The following is a 17,809-nucleotide window of genomic DNA, read 5'->3' on the forward strand; positions in this document are numbered from 1 at the left end:
GCGTTCATCCTGCTGCTGCAAACGAGGTCTCGTGCCGAAGCGACTGGCCGCGCGAGGCGCCGACGATGGCGTCGACGTCGAGGATGAGCGCGACGCGGCCGTCACCGAGGATCGTGGCGGCGGCGATGCCCGGCACATGGGTGTAGTTGGCCTCGAGGCTCTTGATGACGACCTGACGCTGGCCCTGGATCGCATCGACCATCAGGGCGCGCTGGCCGCCGCCCTCCGACTCGACGAGCAGCGCCACGCCCTCGACCGGATTGGCCTGCACGGCGCGGAAATTGAGGATCCGGCCGACATCGACGAGCGGGCAGAACGAGTTGCGGATCGAGATCAGCCGCTGGTTCGAACCGAAGGCGTGGATGGCGGAGGCTTCCGGCTGCAGCGTCTCGACGATCGCCGTCAGCGGCACGACCAGCGTCTGGCCGGCAACGGTGACGACCATGCCGTCGAGGACGGCGAGCGTCAGTGGCAGGCTCATGGTGAAGACCGAGCCCTGGCCTGGCTTCGACGAGATGCTGATGCGGCCGCCAAGCGCCTGGATCGAGCGCTTGACCACATCCATGCCGACGCCGCGGCCGGAAAGGTCGGACACCTTCTCGGCGGTCGAGAAGCCGGCATGGAAGATCAGATTGTCGATCTCCTCGTCGGAGAGATTGGCGTCGGCCGCGATCAGGTCGTTGTCGATCGCCTTCTGCCGGACGCGCTCGCGGTTGATGCCGGCGCCGTCGTCGGAGAGTTCGATGACGATGCGGCCGGACCGGTGCTTGGCGGTCAGCTTGACCGTGCCCTCGGGGCTCTTGCCGGCGGCGACGCGCTTTTCCGGCATTTCGAGGCCATGGTCGACGGCGTTGCGGATCATGTGGGTCAGCGGCTCGGCGAGCTTGTCGATGACGGTCTTGTCGACCTCGGTGTTCTCGCCCTCCGTCACGAGACGCACCGACTTGCCGGTGATGTCGGCGATCTCGCGCACGGTGCGGGCCATGCGCTGGAACACGGGCTTGACCGGCTGGGCGCGGATCGCCATCACCGAATCCTGGATCTCGCGGGTGAGCTGCTGCAGCTCCTCGAGCCCCATATTGATCGAGGACGTGCCGTTGGTGTCGTTCTCGACGACGCTCTGCGACAGCATCGCCTGGTTGATGACGAGCTCGCCGACGAGGTTGATCAGGCGGTCGACGCGGTCGAGATCGACGCGGATCGTCTGGGTCTGGGCGGCGGCCTGCTGCACGGCGGCCGGGCTCTGGGCGGCGGCGGCCTGCGCCTTGGCGGCTTCTGCGGCCTGGGACGCCACCATCGCAGTCACGGTGCTCGCGGATTCGGCGGCGGCGACGGCAGCCTGCTGGGCGGCGGCGATCTGCTCCTCCTCCTCGACGATGCCGATCGGACCGTCCGGCTCCTCGTCGAGCGCGCTGAGGTCGAAGGGAACCGGCTGCATCGGCAGCTCGTCCTCGCCCGCGGGGCCTTCGCTTTCGCTGAGGCACTTCACGTCGAGCTCGCAGTCCCACTCGGCGAATTCGAAGACGGAGCGGATCGCATCCTCGCCCTTGTCGGTCCGGATCGAGATCACCCAGGAGAAATAGGCGGCCTCCGGGTTCATCGTGTCGAAGGAGGGCAGGCGCTCCATGTCGCAATGGATGCTCATCTCGCCGAGGCGGGAGAGGTCGCGCAGGAGCAGCGTCGCCTCGTTGCCCTTCGAATAAAGGTTGGAATGGGGTGCGAAGCGCACCTCGTAGACCGGAAGCTCGGCCGGCGCGTCGGGCTCGCCCGGATCGAAATCGTCAAAGGAGAAGGCGACGGGGACGAAGCCCTCGTCGTTCGGCGCCGCCGCGACCGGTTCCGGCGCCTTCGCTGCGGGCCTCGCCGCAGGCCGCGCGGGCTCGGCGGCAGGCGCGGCCTGGGGCATCTCGCCATTGGCGAGCGCTTCGAGCTCACGGATCAATTGACGGCTGCGCGCCTGGTCGACGCTGCCGCCGTCGCGCGCGGCATTGGTCAGGTCGGCGAGCACGTCCGCCGACTTCAGCATGACTTTCAGCACATCGGGATTGGGGTCGAGCTTGCCGGAGCGGACGCAGTCGAGCGTCGTCTCGAAGACATGCGCGAAAGAGACCAGATCATCGAGGCCGAAGGCGCCGGCACCGCCCTTGATCGAGTGGACGGCGCGGAACACGGCGTTGACCGTCTCGGGGTCACGGTCGCCGTCGTTCAGCTTGATGAGACCAGATTCCAGTTCCGCGAGCTGCTCCTCGCATTCCTGGAAGAAAATCTCTTTGATCTCGTTCATATCCATTGGGCGGAATCCTGGCAACTTTTCAAGATGTTAAAGTCAACCCCGAGGCAGGCGGGCGCCCGCCTTTCCCGTTTTAAGCCGTAACCCGCTCGATCGCCGCGATCAGCTTGGTCGGATCGAAGGGCTTGACGATCCAGCCGGTGGCGCCGGCCTGGCGCGCGCGGTTCTTCTTTTCCGCGTCGCTTTCGGTGGTGAGCACCAGGATCGGGATCGCCCGGTATTTCTCGTTGCGGCGCACGCCCTCGATGAAGCCGAAGCCGTCGAGGCGCGGCATGTTGATGTCGGTGACGATGACGTCGGGATTGGATTCCTCGAGCACTTCGAGGCCCTCGACGCCGTCCTCCGCCTGGATCGTCTCGAAACCGGCATTGTTGAGCGTGACGAGCAGCATGTTCCGGATCGTCCGGGAATCGTCGACCGTGAGGACTTTCTTCTTCATCTCAATTCTCCTTTGCCATCAGGGGATCGATGTTGACCCCGATGAGCTGCGTGGTTTTCCTGAATGCGTCCGAAACCTTTCCGAACGTGAAAGAGAGCTTGTCGCGTTCCCAGGCATTGCGCGCCGCGATCAGCACCTGCACGCAGAGCGCGCCGGAGCGTTCGACCGCGGAGGCATCGATGACGACCGGGCTGCCCTTCAGTTCGGTCAGCCGGCCATGCAGGGCCGAGGCCTCGTTCAAGTCGAGGACCGGGGCGAGCTTGAGTGATTTCTGCGCTGTCTTCCTCGCGGGCATTAGGATCGTCCTTGTTTCAGGGCCTGTTGCGGTGACGGTGTCGCGACGGTCATCGGCCTAGCCTCCGGCGGCATGGCGGCGCGGGAGCGCGGCGGCGGCTGGAGCGCGGGACGGTAGGGCGGGCCGCCGCGTCACGGCGGCCTCGGTCCGCTCGGTGCGGAACCGGCGGAGCGTGTCCTGAAGACCGGCGAGCGAAAGATCGAGGCTGCGGCCCGCTTCGGCGATCGTCCCGGCGCGCGCCGCACCGGCGGCGAACCGGCGCGCCGACTGCGACAGGCCGGACGCCGCCTCGCCAATTCCGGCGGCCTGACGCCCCGTCATCTCTGACAGGCGGGTCACGCTTGTGTCGATGTCGGACACCTTGGCCGAAATCGCGCCGATCGCCGCCTGCGTCCGCCCGACCATGTCGACGCCGGAGACGACCTGCGCCTTCGTGCCGCTGACGAGCTGCTTGATCTGTCGCGCCGCGTCGCCGGAGCGCTGGGCGAGCGCCCGCACCTCCTGCGCCACGACGGCAAAACCCCGGCCGCTGTCGCCGGCGCGCGCGGCCTCGATCCCGGCATTGAGGGCGAGGAGATTGGTCTGGAAGGCGATGTCGTCGATCACGCCGATGATCTGGCCGATCTGCTCGGCCGAGGCTTCGATATCGGACATGGCGGAGATCGCCTGGCCGGCGATCTCGCCGCTGCGGGCGACGGAATGGCGCGCCTCTCCGGTGAGGGTGCGCATCGCGGCCGCCTCCGCCGCCGCCTCCCCCGCGCCGCGGGCGAGTTCGCCGAGGCGGGCGCTTGCGGCGTCGACCGCCTGCCGTTCGTCGTCCATCTCCGCAGCGAGCGTCGCCGCCTCGGAGCCGAGACCGGCGCATCCCGCCTCCGTCTCGGCCGCCGCGCGCGCCGCCTCGCCGAGCGTGGCCGCCAGGTCGTCGAGCGCCGCGTTGAGGCCCGCTGCCAGTTCCGCATTGGCCGTACCCTCCGCGCAGTCGGCGCGGCGGGTCAGGTCGCCGCCGGCGAGCGCCTCGACGACGCCGGAAAAGACGGTGGCTGTCTCCTGCGAGGCGGTGCCGCGCTGTTCGGAAAGCTGGCGATGGTGGATCTGGCGCAATTCGTTGAAGCGCAGGCTCGTGCCGATCTCCGCATCGACCATCGCCGCGCGGATCAGCGCCGCCAGCAGATCGCGGAATTCCTGCTTGCGTCCCTTGCCGAGGCCGAGGACGGCGGAGGGCCAGAAATCCTCGATCGCCGCGACGACCAGATGTTCGAGGACGACCGCCTGGCCGGCCAGCCGCCAGCGCGGATCGAGCGCGGCGCGGCTTTCGGCGTCCGCCAGCACCTTGACCCGCTCGGCATAGAGACTGTCGAAACGGGCGTCGAGAAGGACGTTCCAGTGGGAGGCCTGCAGGTCGTGCAGGCGGTCGAGCTGGCGCTCGGTCGTGTCGCTGCGAAGGGCGTCGGACTGGCATTGCATGCGCTGGAAAACATCGCGCAGGCCCTGCTCGACATGGGGGATCAGCGTTTCGCGCCGGCGGCGGACCGCGTCGCAGGCCGCCTCGTCCAGGCCGGCAAAGCGCAGGCGATCGGCCAGGCTGCCCGCCTGTTGCCGTTTCCCCTGTTCTGTCGGCACGTCCTGCCTCAAGGCTTTTCCCCGGACTGTTCCATTCCCGTCATCCGGGACCCGCGCCGGTTTTCGTCCGCTGTCCTCAAGGCAGGCGCTCAGCCCGCGAACCGACCGCATCGGGTCCGTTCGCGCGCGGCCGCACGGCATATCGCCTGCCCCTCGGATCCGGCCCCCGGTCCAAATCCATGCGTGAATGAAGTGGCAACCCCCATGCCGGATCGGACCCGGCCCGACGGTTCGGCATCATGCCCGGAGCAAGCGATCGGCTGGCCCACTCCGCCGTGGTAACATCATGTTTATGGTTAATTCCTTTCACGGAGGTTAACGGGCGGATCGCCAGAGGCCGGGCCCTGAAAATTCCCCCGTCGCCCGCTCCCGTCCCGGCTCCGGGCGATGTCCGCGGCGCGTCCTGCGGGCGGACGGCAAGTTCTTGCAGGTAAAACTTCGGAATTGAGAATGTCGGGAGGGGCGACTATGTCTTTGGTCACAATGGCGCAAGCCATGCGCAAGCAAGCGGCGTAAGTATCTTACGGCATCATGACGATGTCCGAGAGGGACCGAACAATGATTGTTCTAGGGGTGAGCGCAACGGTTTTCGCCACATTGACCCTTGCGGCGCTGTCGCTGCTTCTGCTGCTCGAGCGCCGCCGCAGGATCTCGCCGCAGCGGATCTTCTGATCGCGCCGCCACGGTTCCGACCTTTCCTTTCCACCGACCATCGTCTCACGTCCGGCCGCTGCCGGACGTTTTTTATCCGCCAAAGCGTTTCCAGTCAGATCCGGATCATGCGCTGAAACAGAGAAGGCCTGTCCGGTGATCCGGCGTTCGCCGGAGGGGTTCTCAAAGCGTGCTGCGATCCCTCAGATTCGCTCCTACGCTTCAGGTCTTTGCTTCTACGCATGTCTTTTCGCAAAACCGCTGCACATCTTTGCGAGACACGCTTTCAGACGGACGACCCCTGCGGCGCTTCCGCCTCGACCCGGCCGAGCCAATCGCGCGCATAGGCAGCAAACGCGGCCGAGGTTTCCCGGACCGGCGCGCCGTCGCGCACCCTGGCCCGGCCGCGGGCCGCAAGGCAGGCGGCGCCGAGGCTGGTGCCGGTGGCGCTCTGGCTCCCGGCCCGCACCGCCCTCCCCGTTGCCGCCGACAGCATGCGCAGATAGGTGGCGTTCGCCGCGAAGGGCCCCTCGACGATGATGTCGCCGGCCGCCCCGATCAGGCCCAGGCTGGTCGCCGTCATCAATGCCAGATGGAAGGAGACGACGGCGAAACGCTCGCCGGGCGACAGCGCGGCCTCGTCGACGGTGAAGCGGGCGACCATCGACGGATAGGGGCCCGACCCCTGCGGCACCGAAGGCAGCAGCATCGCCGAACGCGCCAGCACCTGCTCGATATCCGCCTCGGTCGCGGAGACCGGGTCGTTGCCGATCAGCGTCGCGAAGGCGCGCCCGCCCATGAAGCGGGCGGAAGGCACGGGATCGCCGAGCGCGTTGACATTGATCAGCGTGTCGCGATGCTCGTCGAGCACGACGTCGGCGCCGCCGACGGAGAGGATGACCACCCAGGTCCCGGTCGAGACCACGGAAAACGGCGCCGGCCGCGCCAGGAGATGCGGCAGGAGCGAGGCGTTCGAATCATGGATGCCGCAGGTGACCGGCGTGTCCTTCGGCAGCCCCGTGCGCGCCGCGACCGCCTCTGTCAGCCCGCCGAGCCCGTCGTCGGCTTGGTGGACGGGCGCGAAGAGGCGTTCCCACCCTTGAGCGTCGACGAGGGTGGAAAACCGGCCGGCCTTCGGGTTCCAGAGATCGGAATGGCAGCCGAGCGAGGTCAGTTCGGTCGTGCGCACGCCCGTGAGTAGGAAGGTCCAGTATTGCGCATAGGTGAGGATCGAGGCGACCCTCGAAAAGGCGTCTGGAAAGGTCTGCTGCTGCCAGTAGATCTGCGCGCCGATGTTGAGGCCGCCCGGAAGCTCGGCCGAGCCGGTCTCGGAAAAGGGCGGCCGCACGCGGTCATAGGCCGGGCGCACCGTGTCGGGGCCGGAATGCTCGTAGTCGAGCACGGGCAGGGCGAGATCGCCATGCGCGTCGACGAGGACGGCGGTCGCCCCGTGGGCGGTGACGGAGATCGCGTCGACCGGCGTCTCCCGGTGCAGTTCGGCAAGGCTGTCGAGGATGAAGGCCCACAGCCGCGCCGTATCGAAATGCGGATAGGGCGCCTCGCGGACCACAGCATTGCCGGTGCGCCGCACGGCCACCTCCTCGAAACGGTCGAGATCGACCAGCGCGACCTTGGCATTCGTCTTGCCGATGTCGATGACGGCGACGGTTTTCATCTTAGGCTCAATCCATGTGGAAGACGGGAAGAAGGGCGACGGCGACCGGCTCGTCGTCCGGCTTCGTCTCCATGATGTCGGCCATGTAGGCCCACCATCTGCGCATGACAGGATGGGAGGGGAGGTCGGCCATCGCGTGATCGGCGCGCCGCTTCAGGACGCCGAAGAGCAGGTTCGTCTCCGCATCGAGATGGATCGAATAGTCCGAAATGCCCGCCTCCCTCAGGAGCGCGACGAGCTCCGGCCAGATCGCATCGTGGCGCGCTTTGTATTCGGCCGCCATGCCGGGATTGAGCCGCATGCGGAATGCGTAGGTTTCCATGGTCTCCCCTCCTCCTGGGCGCCGTTCGATCCGCCTGATCGAGACCGGCGCCCCGCAACGCTTTCTTTTGATGCGCGATCTTGCCGATCCTCGTCCCACTCCGGTCGGATCATCCGCCGGGATCCTGCGGGCGATGCCCGGTCAGGCGTCCGCGGCCGGCGGCCGGATCCGCGCGCCGTCCTCCTTCAGCGCCACGATCAGGCTGACGCCGGCCGCCTCCAACATGGCGGCGTGGCGGTCCTCGATGCCCTCGTCGGTGATCACGGTGGCGATCCGCTTCAGCCCGCACAGGATGAGGCTGGAGCGCTGCAGGAATTTTGAGGAATCGAGCAGCACCACGAGTTCGTCCGCCTGGTCGATCAGCTTCTGCTCGGCCTGGATCAGCAGCGGATCGGCCTCCATCAGCCCGAGGGGGCCGAGCCCCTGCGCGCCCATGAACATGCGCCGCGCATAGAAATTGCGCGTCACGTCGTTGTCGAAGGGGCTGAGGATAATGTTGTGCTCGCGATAGACCGTGCCGCCCGACAGCATGATCGTGTTCTTCGAATGCTTGATCAGGTGTTCGGCGATGGCGAAGGAATTGGTGAAGATCTGCATGCGGCGGCTGGCGAGGAAGTGCACCATCTGGAACGTCGTCGTGCCGCCGTTGACGATGATCGATTCCCCGTCCTCGCAGAGCGCCACCGCCTCGCGGGCGATCGCCTGCTTCTCGCGCGCATGTTCGGCCTCGTTGACGGCGAAGGGGCGGCCGGCAAGGCCGAAGAACTGCGGCGGGTTGATCGCCTCGGCGCCGCCGCGCACGCGCCGCAGCCTTTTCTGCAGGTGCAGCGCCGAGATGTCGCGCCGGATCGTCGCCTCGGAGCTTCCCGTCAGCTCGACGAGTTCGACCACGGTCACGACGGGCTTCGCCTGGACCGCCGACAGGATCAGTCTGTGTCGCTCTTTTTCGTGCATCACGCCCCCGGCATGACGCATGATGGCCACCGGAACCGGGCAAAGTCAATCATCTTCGATCATTCAATTTCCTTGTGCACTGCAATATGACGGGTTTTGATCGTTTATGATTGACATTGCCCGAAACTCGTGGGATCACACCCTCAAGGATCCGCGCGCGCCTCGATGCGGTTCCACGACCATCGGGAGGGTTCACGACCATGAGTGACACGCAACAGTCTCGCCTCGCCAATCTCTGGGACGATGCGAAAGCCGCGGCGATGACGGAGCCGCAACGGCTGCTCTACCGCTCCAACCTGCTCGGTTCCGACAAGCGGATCACCAATTACGGCGGCGGCAACACCTCTGCCAAGGTGCGCGAAAAGGACCTTCTCACCGGCAGGGACGTCGAGGTCCTCTGGGTCAAGGGCTCCGGCGGCGACATCGCCACGATGGCGCTCGACGGTTTCGCCACGCTCTACATGGACAAGCTCGAGGCGCTGAAGTCGCTCTATCGCGGCGTCGCCTTTGAGGACGAGATGGTCGGCTACCTGCCGCACTGTACCTTCAACCTCAATCCGCGCGCCGCCTCGATCGACACCGCGCTCCACGCCTTCGTGCCGCGCGCCCATGTCGACCACATGCATCCCGATGCGATCATCGCCATCGCCGCCTCGAAGAACAGCCGCGCGCTGACGCAGGAGATCTTCGGCGACGAGATCGGCTGGCTGCCCTGGAAGCGGCCGGGCTTCGAACTCGGCCTGTGGCTCGAAAAATTCTGCCGGGAAAACCCGAAGGCCCGCGGTCTCGTGCTCGAAAGTCACGGCCTCTTCACCTGGGGCGATACGGCGAAGGAATCCTACGACACGACGATCGAGATCATCAACAAGGCGATGGCCTGGTTCGAGGCCAAGGCGACCGGCCCGGCCTTCGGCGGTCCCGTCCGGCCGGTGCTCGGAAAAGCCGAACGCCGCGCCGTCGCCGGACAGCTGATGCCCGTCATCCGCGGCCTGATCGCCGGCGACGATGCCAAGGTCGGCCATTTCGACGACAGCCAGGCCGTGCTCGACTTCGTCTCCTCGGGCAAGCTCGAGGCGCTGGCGGCGCTCGGCACGAGCTGCCCGGACCATTTCCTGCGCACCAAGATCCGGCCGCTGGTCGTCGACTTCGATCCGGCGAACCCGGACGTCGAGGCGACCGTTTCGGGCCTCGAAGCGGCTGTTTCCGACTACCGCGCGGGCTACGCCGCCTATTACGAGCGCTGCCGGCATGACAACAGCCCGGCGATGCGCGACCCGAACGCCGTCATCTACCTCGTGCCCGGCGTCGGCATGATCGCCTTTGCCCGCGACAAGGCGACAGCGCGCATCTCCTCGGAGTTCTACGTCAACGCCATCAACGTCATGCGCGGCGCCTCGGCCGTGTCGGACTATGTCGGCCTGCCCGAGCAGGAGGCCTTCGACATCGAATACTGGCTGCTGGAGGAGGCGAAGCTGCAGCGCATGCCGAAGCCGAAGGCGCTTGCCGGCCGTGTCGCCTTCGTCACCGGCGGCGCCGGCGGCATCGGCAAGGCGACGGCCGACCGGCTGATGCGCGAGGGCGCCTGCGTCGTGCTCGCCGACATCGACGCGGCGGCGCTCGATACCGCCGTCGCCGATTTCTCGAAGCGCTACAGTGCCGACGTCGTGCGCGGCGTGACGATGAACGTCACCGTCGAGGCCGAGGTCGAGGCGGCCTTTGCCGCAGCACTCGGCGACTATGGCGGCCTCGATATCCTCGTCTCCAATGCCGGGCTCGCCTCGGCCGCGCCGATCGAGGAGACGAGCCTCGACCTCTGGAACCGGAATATCGGCGTGCTCGCCACCGGCTACTTCCTCGTCGCCCGCGAAGCCTTCCGCATCTTCCGCACCCAGAAGGCCGGCGGCAATATCGTCTTCATCGCCTCGAAGAACGGGCTTGCCGCCTCGCCCGGCGCGTCTGCCTATTGCACGGCTAAGGCGGCGGAGATCCATCTCGCCCGCTGCCTGGCGCTCGAGGGCGCGGCCGCGCAGATCCGCGTCAACACCGTCAACCCCGATGCGGTGCTGCGCGGCTCGAAGATCTGGAGCGGCGAATGGAAGGACCAGCGCGCCGCGATCTACAAGACCGACGACCTGGAGGCGCATTACCGCGACCGTTCGATGCTGAAGCGCAGCGTCTTCCCCGAGGACATCGCCGAGGCCGTCTTCTTCCTCGCCTCCGACATGTCGGCGAAATCGACCGGCAACATCATCAATGTCGACGCGGGCAACGCCCAGTCGTTCACGCGCTGAGGAGGCAGGACCGATGGGCGGGATGATCGACACTTCGGTGATCGAGGCGGAGAACGCGGCGCGCCGCGAGGACCTCCGGACAGACTATGACAGCCTCGGCGCGCGCCTTGCGCGCCGGGGCGTCGATATCGACGCGGTGAAGCGCAAGGTCGCCGCCTATGGCGTCGCCGTGCCGTCCTGGGGCGTCGGTACGGGCGGCACGCGCTTTGCCCGCTTCCCCGGCCCCGGCGAGCCGCGCAACGTCTTCGACAAGCTCGAGGACTGCTCCGTCATCCAGCAGCTGACGCGGGCGACGCCGACCGTGTCGCTGCACATTCCGTGGGACAAGGTGGCGGACCTGAAGGCGCTGAAGGAAAAGGGCGAGGCACTCGGCCTCGGCTTCGACGCGATGAATTCCAACACCTTCTCCGACGCGCCGCAGCAGGAGCATTCCTACAAGTTCGGCTCGCTGTCGCATCCGAGCGCCGCGACGCGCCAGCAGGCCGTCGAGCACAATCTCGAATGCATCGAGATCGGCAAGGTGCTCGGCTCGAAGGCGCTGACGGTGTGGATCGGCGACGGCTCGAACTTCCCCGGGCAGAGCAACTTCACCAAGGCCTTCGAGCGCTATCTCGACGCGATGAAGGCGGTCTACCGGGAATTGCCGGACGACTGGCGCCTCTTCACCGAGCACAAGATGTTCGAGCCGGCCTTCTATTCGACGGTGGTGCAGGACTGGGGCAGCAACTACCTGATCGCGCAGGAACTAGGGCCGAAGGCCTACTGCCTCGTCGATCTCGGGCATCACGCGCCGAACGTCAACATCGAGATGATCGTCGCGCGGCTGATCCAGTTCAGGAAGCTCGGCGGCTTCCACTTCAACGATTCGAAATACGGCGACGACGACCTCGACACCGGCTCGATCGATCCCTACCGCCTGTTCCTCGTCTTCAACGAACTCGCAGACGCGGAAGCGCGGCAGGCGGAAGGTTTCTCCCCGGCCCACATGCTCGACCAGAGCCACAACGTCACCGACCCGATCGAGAGCCTGATGGGAAGCGCGATGGAGGTCTGCCGCGCCTATGCCCAGGCGCTCCTCGTCGACCGTGCGGCGCTCGAGGGCTACCAGGACGGCAACGACGCGCTGATGGCGACCGAGACGCTGAAGGTCGCCTTCCGCACCGATGTCGAGCCGATCCTCGCCATGGCGCGGCTGGAGAGCGGCGGCGCCATCGCCCCCGTCGCCACCTACCGGAAGAGCGGCTACCGGGCGAAGGTCGGCACCGAGCGGCCGGTGGTCGCAAGCGGCGGCGGCGGCATCGTCTGACCGGCCCGGCGCGGCCAACAAAGCCGCGCCGGCCCACTGGCGAAGCGCGGCATCCGCCCTAGTTCCTGCCTTGGAAACCCTTTAGGACAGGAGCACGCAGCATGGGTATCGAAAGCCTGATCATCTTCCTTCTCATCGGCGCGATCGCCGGCTGGCTCGCCGGTATCATCGTCAAGGGCTACGGCTTCGGCATCCTCGGCAACATCGTCATCGGCATCGTCGGCGCCTTCATCGCCGGCGCGCTGTTCCCGGCGCTCGGCTTCACGCTCGGCGGCGGCGTGGTCGCGGCGATCATCCACGCGACGATCGGCGCCGTCATCCTCCTCCTCCTCATCCGCTTGATCCGTCGCGCCTGAGGCCGCATTTTACCGCAAAGGGGCATTGCCCCTTTGCGACCTCGCCCAAGGAGGAGAGCGACGTGACCCCCTTCTCGCCCACGATCGAACAGGCCCTGAAGGCCTTCACCGACGACCATCCCGGAATGACCTCGCGCGAGCAGGCGATCGCCGCGATCCTCGAAAACTGGTTCACCAGCCACGGCTATCTGCCGCGCACCGTCGAGACGGGCACGCGGCCGGAGGATCTTGACGCCTCCAACGACGACTGAAACACTTCCGGGCATCGCTTCCATCGCAAGACCCGTTCCATGTCGCTTCAGTCCGTCAAAGATTTCTTCGCAGATCATGCCCCCGACATTGCCGTCATCGAACTTGCCGACAGCACGGCAACCGTGGCGCTCGCGGCCGCCGGCCACGGGGTCGCGCCGGCGCAGATCGCCAAAACCCTGTCGCTGCGCCTCGACGACGGCGTGATCCTTATCGTCACGCGCGGTGACGCCCGGCTCGACAACAAAAAATTCAAGGCACGCTTCGGCACCAAGGCACGGATGCTGGCCTTTGATGAAGTGGAGCGGGAAACCGGCCATCCGGTCGGCGGCGTCTGCCCTTTCGGCGTCGCCGGTCGTCTGCGCATCTATTGCGACGTGTCGCTCAAGGCCTTTGACGAGGTCGTGCCGGCGGCCGGCGCGCCCAATGCCGCTGTGCGGATCGATCCCGTGCGCATGGCGACCCTCACGGGCGCCGAATGGGTCGATGTCTCGCAATACTGATCGGGCTGTTTCAGGTCGAGCGCCATGGAGGGTGGCGAGGGGGCGGTCCGGCGGCCACCGCCGTCATGACGTTACGGGAACGGGTTAGGCAACCACAGCAAGGAGGAGCATCAGCGAGCCGAGGGAAAGAGCCGCCATGATGCTGATCAGCGATTTCATCATATATGCAGTCACGTCCTTGGTCCTTCCTCCGCAGGCGCGACCGATGGCGCGCGCGGTGGAGGATACCCGCCGCGAACCGGTCACCTTGCGGTTTTCGCGGAGGGGGCCCTGGATCTTTTCGGGTCACGTCCGCTTCTGTTGTTTCTTCCCCTGACAACGCGATCAGAAGCCATTTGATCCCTATATGGCGTCTTCATATGATCGATTTTAGGCCACAACGCTTAAAGCATCGTCACTATCCTGTGAGAAGCGACAAAAATATCGCCAGACCTGAGGATTGCGGACAGGCTTGCCTGCCTGCGATAAAGCGTCGTCCTGGATTTTGCCGCGGCGATCATGGTTTCCGCGAAGTAAATCAAACAGGAAAAGCTTGAAGACGCTGCGTTTCCGCTTCAGGTCGCTTCCGAGTGATCTTCCGCGTCGAGCGCGATGCGGATCTTTTCACGCGCTACGCGGATCACCGCCTCCATCGCCGCGCGCGCGCCGGCCTCGTCCCTGAGGCTGATCCGCTCGACGATGCGGATATGGGAACGGGAGACGGCGTTGATCTTGTCCTGCCCGGCCGCCGGCGAACTGAGCTTGAAGATGCCGACCAGCGCCGCCTCGATCAGGCTGCCGACCGTGCGCATGAACGGATTTCCGGAGGCCTCGGCGACGGCGATGTGGAAGCGCAGGTCCGCCATTGCGAGCGTCTCGGCCGTGTGGTCGGGACTGCCCATCGCCACCGCCAGCCGCATCATCGTGGCAATCTCGGCTTCCGTCGCGTGGCGGGCGGCAAGGGCTGCCGCATGCGGCTCGAAGGCGAGGCGGATCTCGCTCAGATCGTGCAGGAAGGCCTCGTCGACCCCCTTGTGGAAATGCCAGGCGAGCACGTCGGCGTCGAAGAGGTTCCACTGGCTGCGCGCCGTCACACGCGTGCCGATGCGCGCGCGCGGCACCACCAGCCCCTTGGCGGCGAGCGTCTTCATCGCCTCGCGCAGGACGGTGCGCGACACCTTGAAGCGGGCGGCGAGCTCGGGATCGCCGGGGAGGATGGAGCCGACGGGAAAGGTGCCGACGACGATCGCCCGTCCCATCTCGTCGACCACCTGCGCGTGGCTGCTGCGCGCGCTGGAGCCGCTGATGACGGTTTCGAGCACTCCCTTGCGCACCCCTCCCCTCCTCTCCGGCCCTCAGGCCCTGTTGGTCCGCCGCGACGCGAGGAGGATCCCCTTCTGCATGAGGATGAAGGCGAAGAGCAGGGCGCCGATGAGGATCTTCGTCCACCAGCTCGACAGCGTGCCGTCGAAGGTGATGTAGGTCTGGATCAGGCCCTGGATCAGGACGCCGACGAGGGTACCGCCGACGAAGCCGGCGCCGCCGGTCAGGAGCGTACCGCCGATGACGACGGCGGCGATCGCGTCGAGCTCGACGCCGACGGTCGCCAGCGAATAGCCGGCCGAGGTGTAGAGCGAGTAGACGATGCCGGCGAGCCCCGACAGGAAGCCGGACAGCGCATAGATCATCACGGTCGTGCGGCCGACCGGCACGCCCATCAGCGCCGCCGTCTGCGTGCCGCCGCCGAGCGCGTAGACATTGGTGCCGAAGCGGGTCCTGTGCGCGATCAGCATGCCGAGCGCGAAGACGAGGAGCATCAGCCCGCCGATCAGCGTGATCCGCCCGCCGCCGGGCAGCTTGTAGAACAGGGTCTTCAGCGTCGCGTAGAAGGGATGCTTGATCGGGATCGAATCGATCGACAGCACGAAGGCCATGCCGCGGGCGAGGAACATGCCGGCGAGCGTGACGATGAAGGCGGGCATCTCCAGATAGTGGATGATCGCCCCCATGACCGCGCCGAAGGCCGAGGTGATGACGAGCACGAGCAGGAAGGCCGCCAGCGGATGCAGCGAGGTGCTTTCCAGGACGACGGCGAGGAAGATGCCGGTAAAGGCGATCACCGAGCCGATCGAGAGATCGATGCCGCCCGACAGGATGACGAAGGTCATGCCGACGGCGGCAATGCCGAGAAAGGCATTGTCGGTCAGGAGATTGCCGACGACGCGCGTCGACAGCATGTTCGGATACTGCGCCGCACAGAGGGCATAGGAGACGACGAAGATGACGATCGTCGCGATCAGGGGAAGATATTTCTGGTTCATCTGGAGATGCGCTCCGCGCGCGCCTTCGCAGCCGGACGGGCGGCGAAGAAGCTCATCGTGCCCTGGACGCGGGGCGACTGGATCACCAGGATGACGACGATGATCGCCGCCTTGATGATCAGGTTGAATTCCGGCGGGAAGCCGGAGAGGAGGATGCCGGTGTTGACGGCCTGGATGATCATGGCGCCGATCAGCGAGGCGATGATGCTGAAGCGGCCGCCGAGCAGCGAGGTACCGCCGACGACGACGGCGAGGATGGCGTCGAGCTCCAGCCAGAGGCCGGCATTGTTGGCGTCGGCGCCGCGGATGTCGGCGGCGACGATGATGCCGGCGACGGCGGCGCAGAGGCCGGAGAGCATGTAGGCGGCCATCAGCAGCACCGGCGTGCGGATGCCCGACAGCGTGCTCGCGCGGCGGTTGACGCCGATCGCCTCGATCAGCAGCCCGAGCGCCGTGCGCCGCATCAGCAGCGTCACCGCGATGCCGAGCAGCAGCCAGATGACGACGGGCATCGGCAGGGCGAGGAAGGAGCCGCTGCCGATCGAAATCAGCGCCGGATCGTTGAAGGTGAGGATCGCGCCCTCCGTGACCAGTTGCGCGATACCGCGCCCGGCGACCATCAGCACCAGCGTGGCGATGATCGGCTGGATGTTCAGCACGGCGACGAGGAAGCCGTTCCAGACGCCGCAGAGGAGGCCGGTGCCGATCGCGAGCAGGAGCGTGATTGCCAGCGGATCGCCGCGCACGCTGGAGGCGGCCGCGACCGCGCCGCAGATCGCCATCACCGCGCCGACCGAAAGGTCGATGCCCTTGGTGGCGATCACCACCGTCATGCCGATGGCGAGCAGCGCGACCGGCGCGCCGCGATTGAGCACGTCGATCAGGCTGCCGTAGAGACGGCCGTTCTGCACCGTCATCGAGAAGAAGCCGGGGAAGACCAGAAAGATCAGGAACAGGATCACCACAAGGGCGATCACCTGCGGCAGGACGCGCAGGCCGAAGCATTTCGCGCCGTCGATCATGCGGCCCCCTTCTCGCCGGTGCCGGCGGCAATCGCAGTGACGATGTTGTCGGTGGAGATCTCGCCGCCCTTCAGTTCGGCGACATGGGCGCGGTCGCGCAGCACCAGGACGCGCGAGGCGCAGGCGACGAGTTCCTCGAGTTCGGAGGAGATCACCATCAGCGACATGCCGCGCGCGCAGAGATCCTCGATCAGGCGGATGATCTCGGCATGGGCGCCGACGTCGATGCCGCGGGTCGGCTCGTCGAGGATGAGGAATTCGGGATCGGTCGCCAGCCAGCGTGCGAGGATCGCCTTCTGCTGGTTGCCGCCGGAGAGCAGCCGGATCGGCTTCTCCCGGTCGCTGGTGCGGATGTCGAGCGCCTTGATGTAGCGGTCGGCGAGCGCGTCCTGTTCGGCGCGCGGCAGCGGCCGGGCCCAGCCGCGCCGCGCCTGCAGCGCCAGCGCGATGTTTTCCCTGACCGAGAGGTCGCCGACGATGCCGTCGGTCTTGCGGTCCTCCGGGCAGAAGCCGAAGCGGCTGGCGATCGCGGCGCGCGGCGAGGCGATCGACACCGGCGTGCCGCCGATCTCGGCCGTGCCGTGGTCCGGCTTCTCGACGCCGAAGAGCAGCTCGGCCGTTTCGGTGCGGCCCGAACCGAGCAGGCCGGCGATGCCGACCACCTCGCCCTTTCGTACCTCGAGATCGAACGGCCTGACCTTGCCGGCCTTGCCATAGTTCGAGAAGCGCAGGTGAACTGGGCCGGCGACGACCGTTTCCGCCGCCACCGCCTTCTCGACCGCCTGCAGCTCGTGGCCGAGCATCATGGTGACGAGCTCGCGGCGCGGCAGCGCGGCCACGTCGCGCGTGCCGACGAGGCGGCCGTTGCGCAGCACCGTGATGCGGTCGGAAAGCTCGTAGACCTGCTCGAGGAAATGGGTGATGAAGACGATGCCGAGGCCCTTCTCCTTCAGGCCGCGCACGATGCGGAACAGCATCGCCACCTCCTGCGCGTCGAGGCTTGCGGTCGGCTCATCGAGGATCAGCACCTTGCCGGAGAGATCGACGGCGCGGGCGATCGCGACCACCTGCTGGATGGCGACGGAGTAGCGGTCGAGCGTCGCGGTGACGTTGATGTCGATGCCGTATTCGGCGAGCAGCGCGGCGGCGCGGCGGTTCATCGCGCGCGTGTCGACGAAGCCGAAGCGGCGCGGCTGGCGGCCGAGGAAGAGGTTTTCGGCGACGCTCAGGTTCGGCAGCAGGTTGACTTCCTGATAGACGGTGCCGATGCCGAGCGTCTGGGCATCGAGCGTGTCGCGCGGGTCGATCGGCTGGCCGTCGAGCGTCAGCGCGCCGGCATCGCGGCGATAGGCGCCGGTCATGCATTTGATCAGCGTCGACTTGCCGGCGCCGTTCTCGCCGAGCAGCGCATGCACCTCGCCGCGCCGGAGCGAGAAATCGACCCTGTCAAGCGCGATGGCGCCGGGAAACGTCTTGACGATCCCGGAGGCGACGAGGATGTCGTCGGTGAACTTGCTCATGGATATCGGCCCTGCG

16 protein-coding genes are annotated in these 17,809 nt (G+C 66.8%); 5 read left to right on the forward strand and 11 right to left on the reverse strand.

What is annotated here, in order from left to right:
* Positions 1–4: 4 nt before the first annotated feature.
* The 7 genes from ACEVQ6_RS01200 to ACEVQ6_RS01230 all read right to left on the reverse strand — a co-directional run bounded on the left by ACEVQ6_RS01200 (position 5) and on the right by ACEVQ6_RS01230 (position 8,246).
* Positions 5–2,290, reverse strand: coding sequence for a chemotaxis protein CheA (locus ACEVQ6_RS01200; RefSeq protein WP_374887059.1), 2,286 nt, complete (start codon positions 2,288–2,290; stop codon positions 5–7).
* Between the two features lie 73 nt (positions 2,291–2,363).
* The gene (gene cheY1, locus ACEVQ6_RS01205) at positions 2,364–2,729 is read right to left on the reverse strand and encodes a chemotaxis response regulator CheY1 (RefSeq protein ID WP_374887060.1); all 366 of its coding nucleotides are present in this window, start codon (positions 2,727–2,729) and stop codon (positions 2,364–2,366) included.
* Between the two features lies 1 nt (position 2,730).
* Entirely contained in the window at positions 2,731–3,024 is a 294-nt protein-coding gene (locus ACEVQ6_RS01210; protein ID WP_374887061.1) for an STAS domain-containing protein, read from the reverse strand.
* Between the two features lie 57 nt (positions 3,025–3,081).
* On the reverse strand, positions 3,082–4,644 hold the full coding sequence (locus ACEVQ6_RS01215; protein ID WP_374887062.1) for a globin-coupled sensor protein: 1,563 nt from the start codon (positions 4,642–4,644) through the stop codon (positions 3,082–3,084).
* A 937-nt stretch (positions 4,645–5,581) separates the two neighbouring features.
* Positions 5,582–6,970 carry an FGGY-family carbohydrate kinase gene (locus ACEVQ6_RS01220; protein ID WP_374887063.1) on the reverse strand — a complete coding sequence of 463 codons (1,389 nt, stop codon included), beginning with the start codon at positions 6,968–6,970 and terminating at the stop codon, positions 5,582–5,584.
* 7 nt (positions 6,971–6,977) lie between these two features.
* A complete protein-coding gene (rhaM, locus tag ACEVQ6_RS01225; protein WP_374887064.1) occupies positions 6,978–7,292 on the reverse strand; it encodes an L-rhamnose mutarotase in 315 nt (104 codons plus the stop codon).
* Positions 7,293–7,433: 141 nt separating this feature from the next.
* Positions 7,434–8,246 (reverse strand): DeoR/GlpR family DNA-binding transcription regulator, encoded by an 813-nt coding sequence (locus tag ACEVQ6_RS01230; protein ID WP_374887352.1) that lies wholly within the window; start codon positions 8,244–8,246, stop codon positions 7,434–7,436.
* Between the two features lie 200 nt (positions 8,247–8,446).
* On the opposite strand from ACEVQ6_RS01230, the gene ACEVQ6_RS01235 reads away from it, so the two are divergent.
* The 5 genes from ACEVQ6_RS01235 (at position 8,447) to ACEVQ6_RS01255 (ending at position 12,951) form a co-directional block, all read left to right on the forward strand.
* Positions 8,447–10,537 (forward strand): bifunctional rhamnulose-1-phosphate aldolase/short-chain dehydrogenase, encoded by a 2,091-nt coding sequence (locus ACEVQ6_RS01235; RefSeq protein ID WP_374887065.1) that lies wholly within the window; start codon positions 8,447–8,449, stop codon positions 10,535–10,537.
* Between the two features lie 13 nt (positions 10,538–10,550).
* Positions 10,551–11,843 carry an L-rhamnose catabolism isomerase gene (gene rhaI / locus ACEVQ6_RS01240; protein WP_374887066.1) on the forward strand — a complete coding sequence of 431 codons (1,293 nt, stop codon included), beginning with the start codon at positions 10,551–10,553 and terminating at the stop codon, positions 11,841–11,843.
* Positions 11,844–11,944: 101 nt separating this feature from the next.
* Complete coding sequence (locus ACEVQ6_RS01245) at positions 11,945–12,199, forward strand: GlsB/YeaQ/YmgE family stress response membrane protein (RefSeq protein WP_374887067.1); 255 nt, start codon at positions 11,945–11,947, stop codon at positions 12,197–12,199.
* A 62-nt stretch (positions 12,200–12,261) separates the two neighbouring features.
* Positions 12,262–12,450 (forward strand): hypothetical protein, encoded by a 189-nt coding sequence (locus ACEVQ6_RS01250; RefSeq protein ID WP_374887068.1) that lies wholly within the window; start codon positions 12,262–12,264, stop codon positions 12,448–12,450.
* Between the two features lie 39 nt (positions 12,451–12,489).
* Positions 12,490–12,951, forward strand: a complete 462-nt coding sequence (locus tag ACEVQ6_RS01255; RefSeq protein WP_374887069.1) for a YbaK/EbsC family protein — start codon at positions 12,490–12,492, stop codon at positions 12,949–12,951.
* 554 nt (positions 12,952–13,505) lie between these two features.
* Here ACEVQ6_RS01255 and ACEVQ6_RS01260 read toward each other — a convergent pair.
* Genes ACEVQ6_RS01260 through ytfR form a run of 4 tightly spaced genes read right to left on the reverse strand, consistent with a single transcriptional unit; the run spans position 13,506 to position 17,793 of the window.
* Positions 13,506–14,264: a FadR/GntR family transcriptional regulator gene (locus ACEVQ6_RS01260; RefSeq protein WP_374887070.1), complete on the reverse strand. Its 759-nt coding sequence runs from the start codon at positions 14,262–14,264 to the stop codon at positions 13,506–13,508.
* A 21-nt stretch (positions 14,265–14,285) separates the two neighbouring features.
* Positions 14,286–15,251 (reverse strand): galactofuranose ABC transporter, permease protein YjfF, encoded by a 966-nt coding sequence (gene yjfF / locus ACEVQ6_RS01265; protein WP_374887071.1) that lies wholly within the window; start codon positions 15,249–15,251, stop codon positions 14,286–14,288.
* Positions 15,248–16,273, reverse strand: coding sequence for an ABC transporter permease (locus ACEVQ6_RS01270; protein ID WP_374887072.1), 1,026 nt, complete (start codon positions 16,271–16,273; stop codon positions 15,248–15,250). The genes yjfF and ACEVQ6_RS01270 overlap by 4 nt, the downstream gene beginning before the upstream one ends.
* A complete protein-coding gene (ytfR, locus tag ACEVQ6_RS01275) occupies positions 16,270–17,793 on the reverse strand; it encodes a galactofuranose ABC transporter, ATP-binding protein YtfR (protein WP_374887073.1) in 1,524 nt (507 codons plus the stop codon). Before ytfR ends, ACEVQ6_RS01270 begins: the two co-directional genes overlap by 4 nt.
* Between the last annotated feature and the right edge of the window lie 16 nt (positions 17,794–17,809).

The organism is Ensifer soli (genome assembly GCF_041928815.1).
In the GTDB taxonomy this organism is placed as follows: domain Bacteria; phylum Pseudomonadota; class Alphaproteobacteria; order Rhizobiales; family Rhizobiaceae; genus JBHFEI01.

Coding starts and splice junctions, on each gene's coding strand:
- ACEVQ6_RS01200 (WP_374887059.1), bottom strand. CDS start 2,290: ATGGATATGAACGAGATCAAAGAGATTTTCTTCCAGGAATGCGAGGAG.
- cheY1 (WP_374887060.1), bottom strand. CDS start 2,729: ATGAAGAAGAAAGTCCTCACGGTCGACGATTCCCGGACGATCCGGAAC.
- ACEVQ6_RS01210 (WP_374887061.1), bottom strand. CDS start 3,024: ATGCCCGCGAGGAAGACAGCGCAGAAATCACTCAAGCTCGCCCCGGTC.
- ACEVQ6_RS01220 (WP_374887063.1), bottom strand. CDS start 6,970: ATGAAAACCGTCGCCGTCATCGACATCGGCAAGACGAATGCCAAGGTC.
- rhaM (WP_374887064.1), bottom strand. CDS start 7,292: ATGGAAACCTACGCATTCCGCATGCGGCTCAATCCCGGCATGGCGGCC.
- ACEVQ6_RS01230 (WP_374887352.1), bottom strand. CDS start 8,246: ATGCACGAAAAAGAGCGACACAGACTGATCCTGTCGGCGGTCCAGGCG.
- ACEVQ6_RS01235 (WP_374887065.1), top strand. CDS start 8,447: ATGAGTGACACGCAACAGTCTCGCCTCGCCAATCTCTGGGACGATGCG.
- rhaI (WP_374887066.1), top strand. CDS start 10,551: ATGGGCGGGATGATCGACACTTCGGTGATCGAGGCGGAGAACGCGGCG.
- ACEVQ6_RS01245 (WP_374887067.1), top strand. CDS start 11,945: ATGGGTATCGAAAGCCTGATCATCTTCCTTCTCATCGGCGCGATCGCC.
- ACEVQ6_RS01255 (WP_374887069.1), top strand. CDS start 12,490: ATGTCGCTTCAGTCCGTCAAAGATTTCTTCGCAGATCATGCCCCCGAC.
- yjfF (WP_374887071.1), bottom strand. CDS start 15,251: ATGAACCAGAAATATCTTCCCCTGATCGCGACGATCGTCATCTTCGTC.
- ACEVQ6_RS01270 (WP_374887072.1), bottom strand. CDS start 16,273: ATGATCGACGGCGCGAAATGCTTCGGCCTGCGCGTCCTGCCGCAGGTG.
- ytfR (WP_374887073.1), bottom strand. CDS start 17,793: ATGAGCAAGTTCACCGACGACATCCTCGTCGCCTCCGGGATCGTCAAG.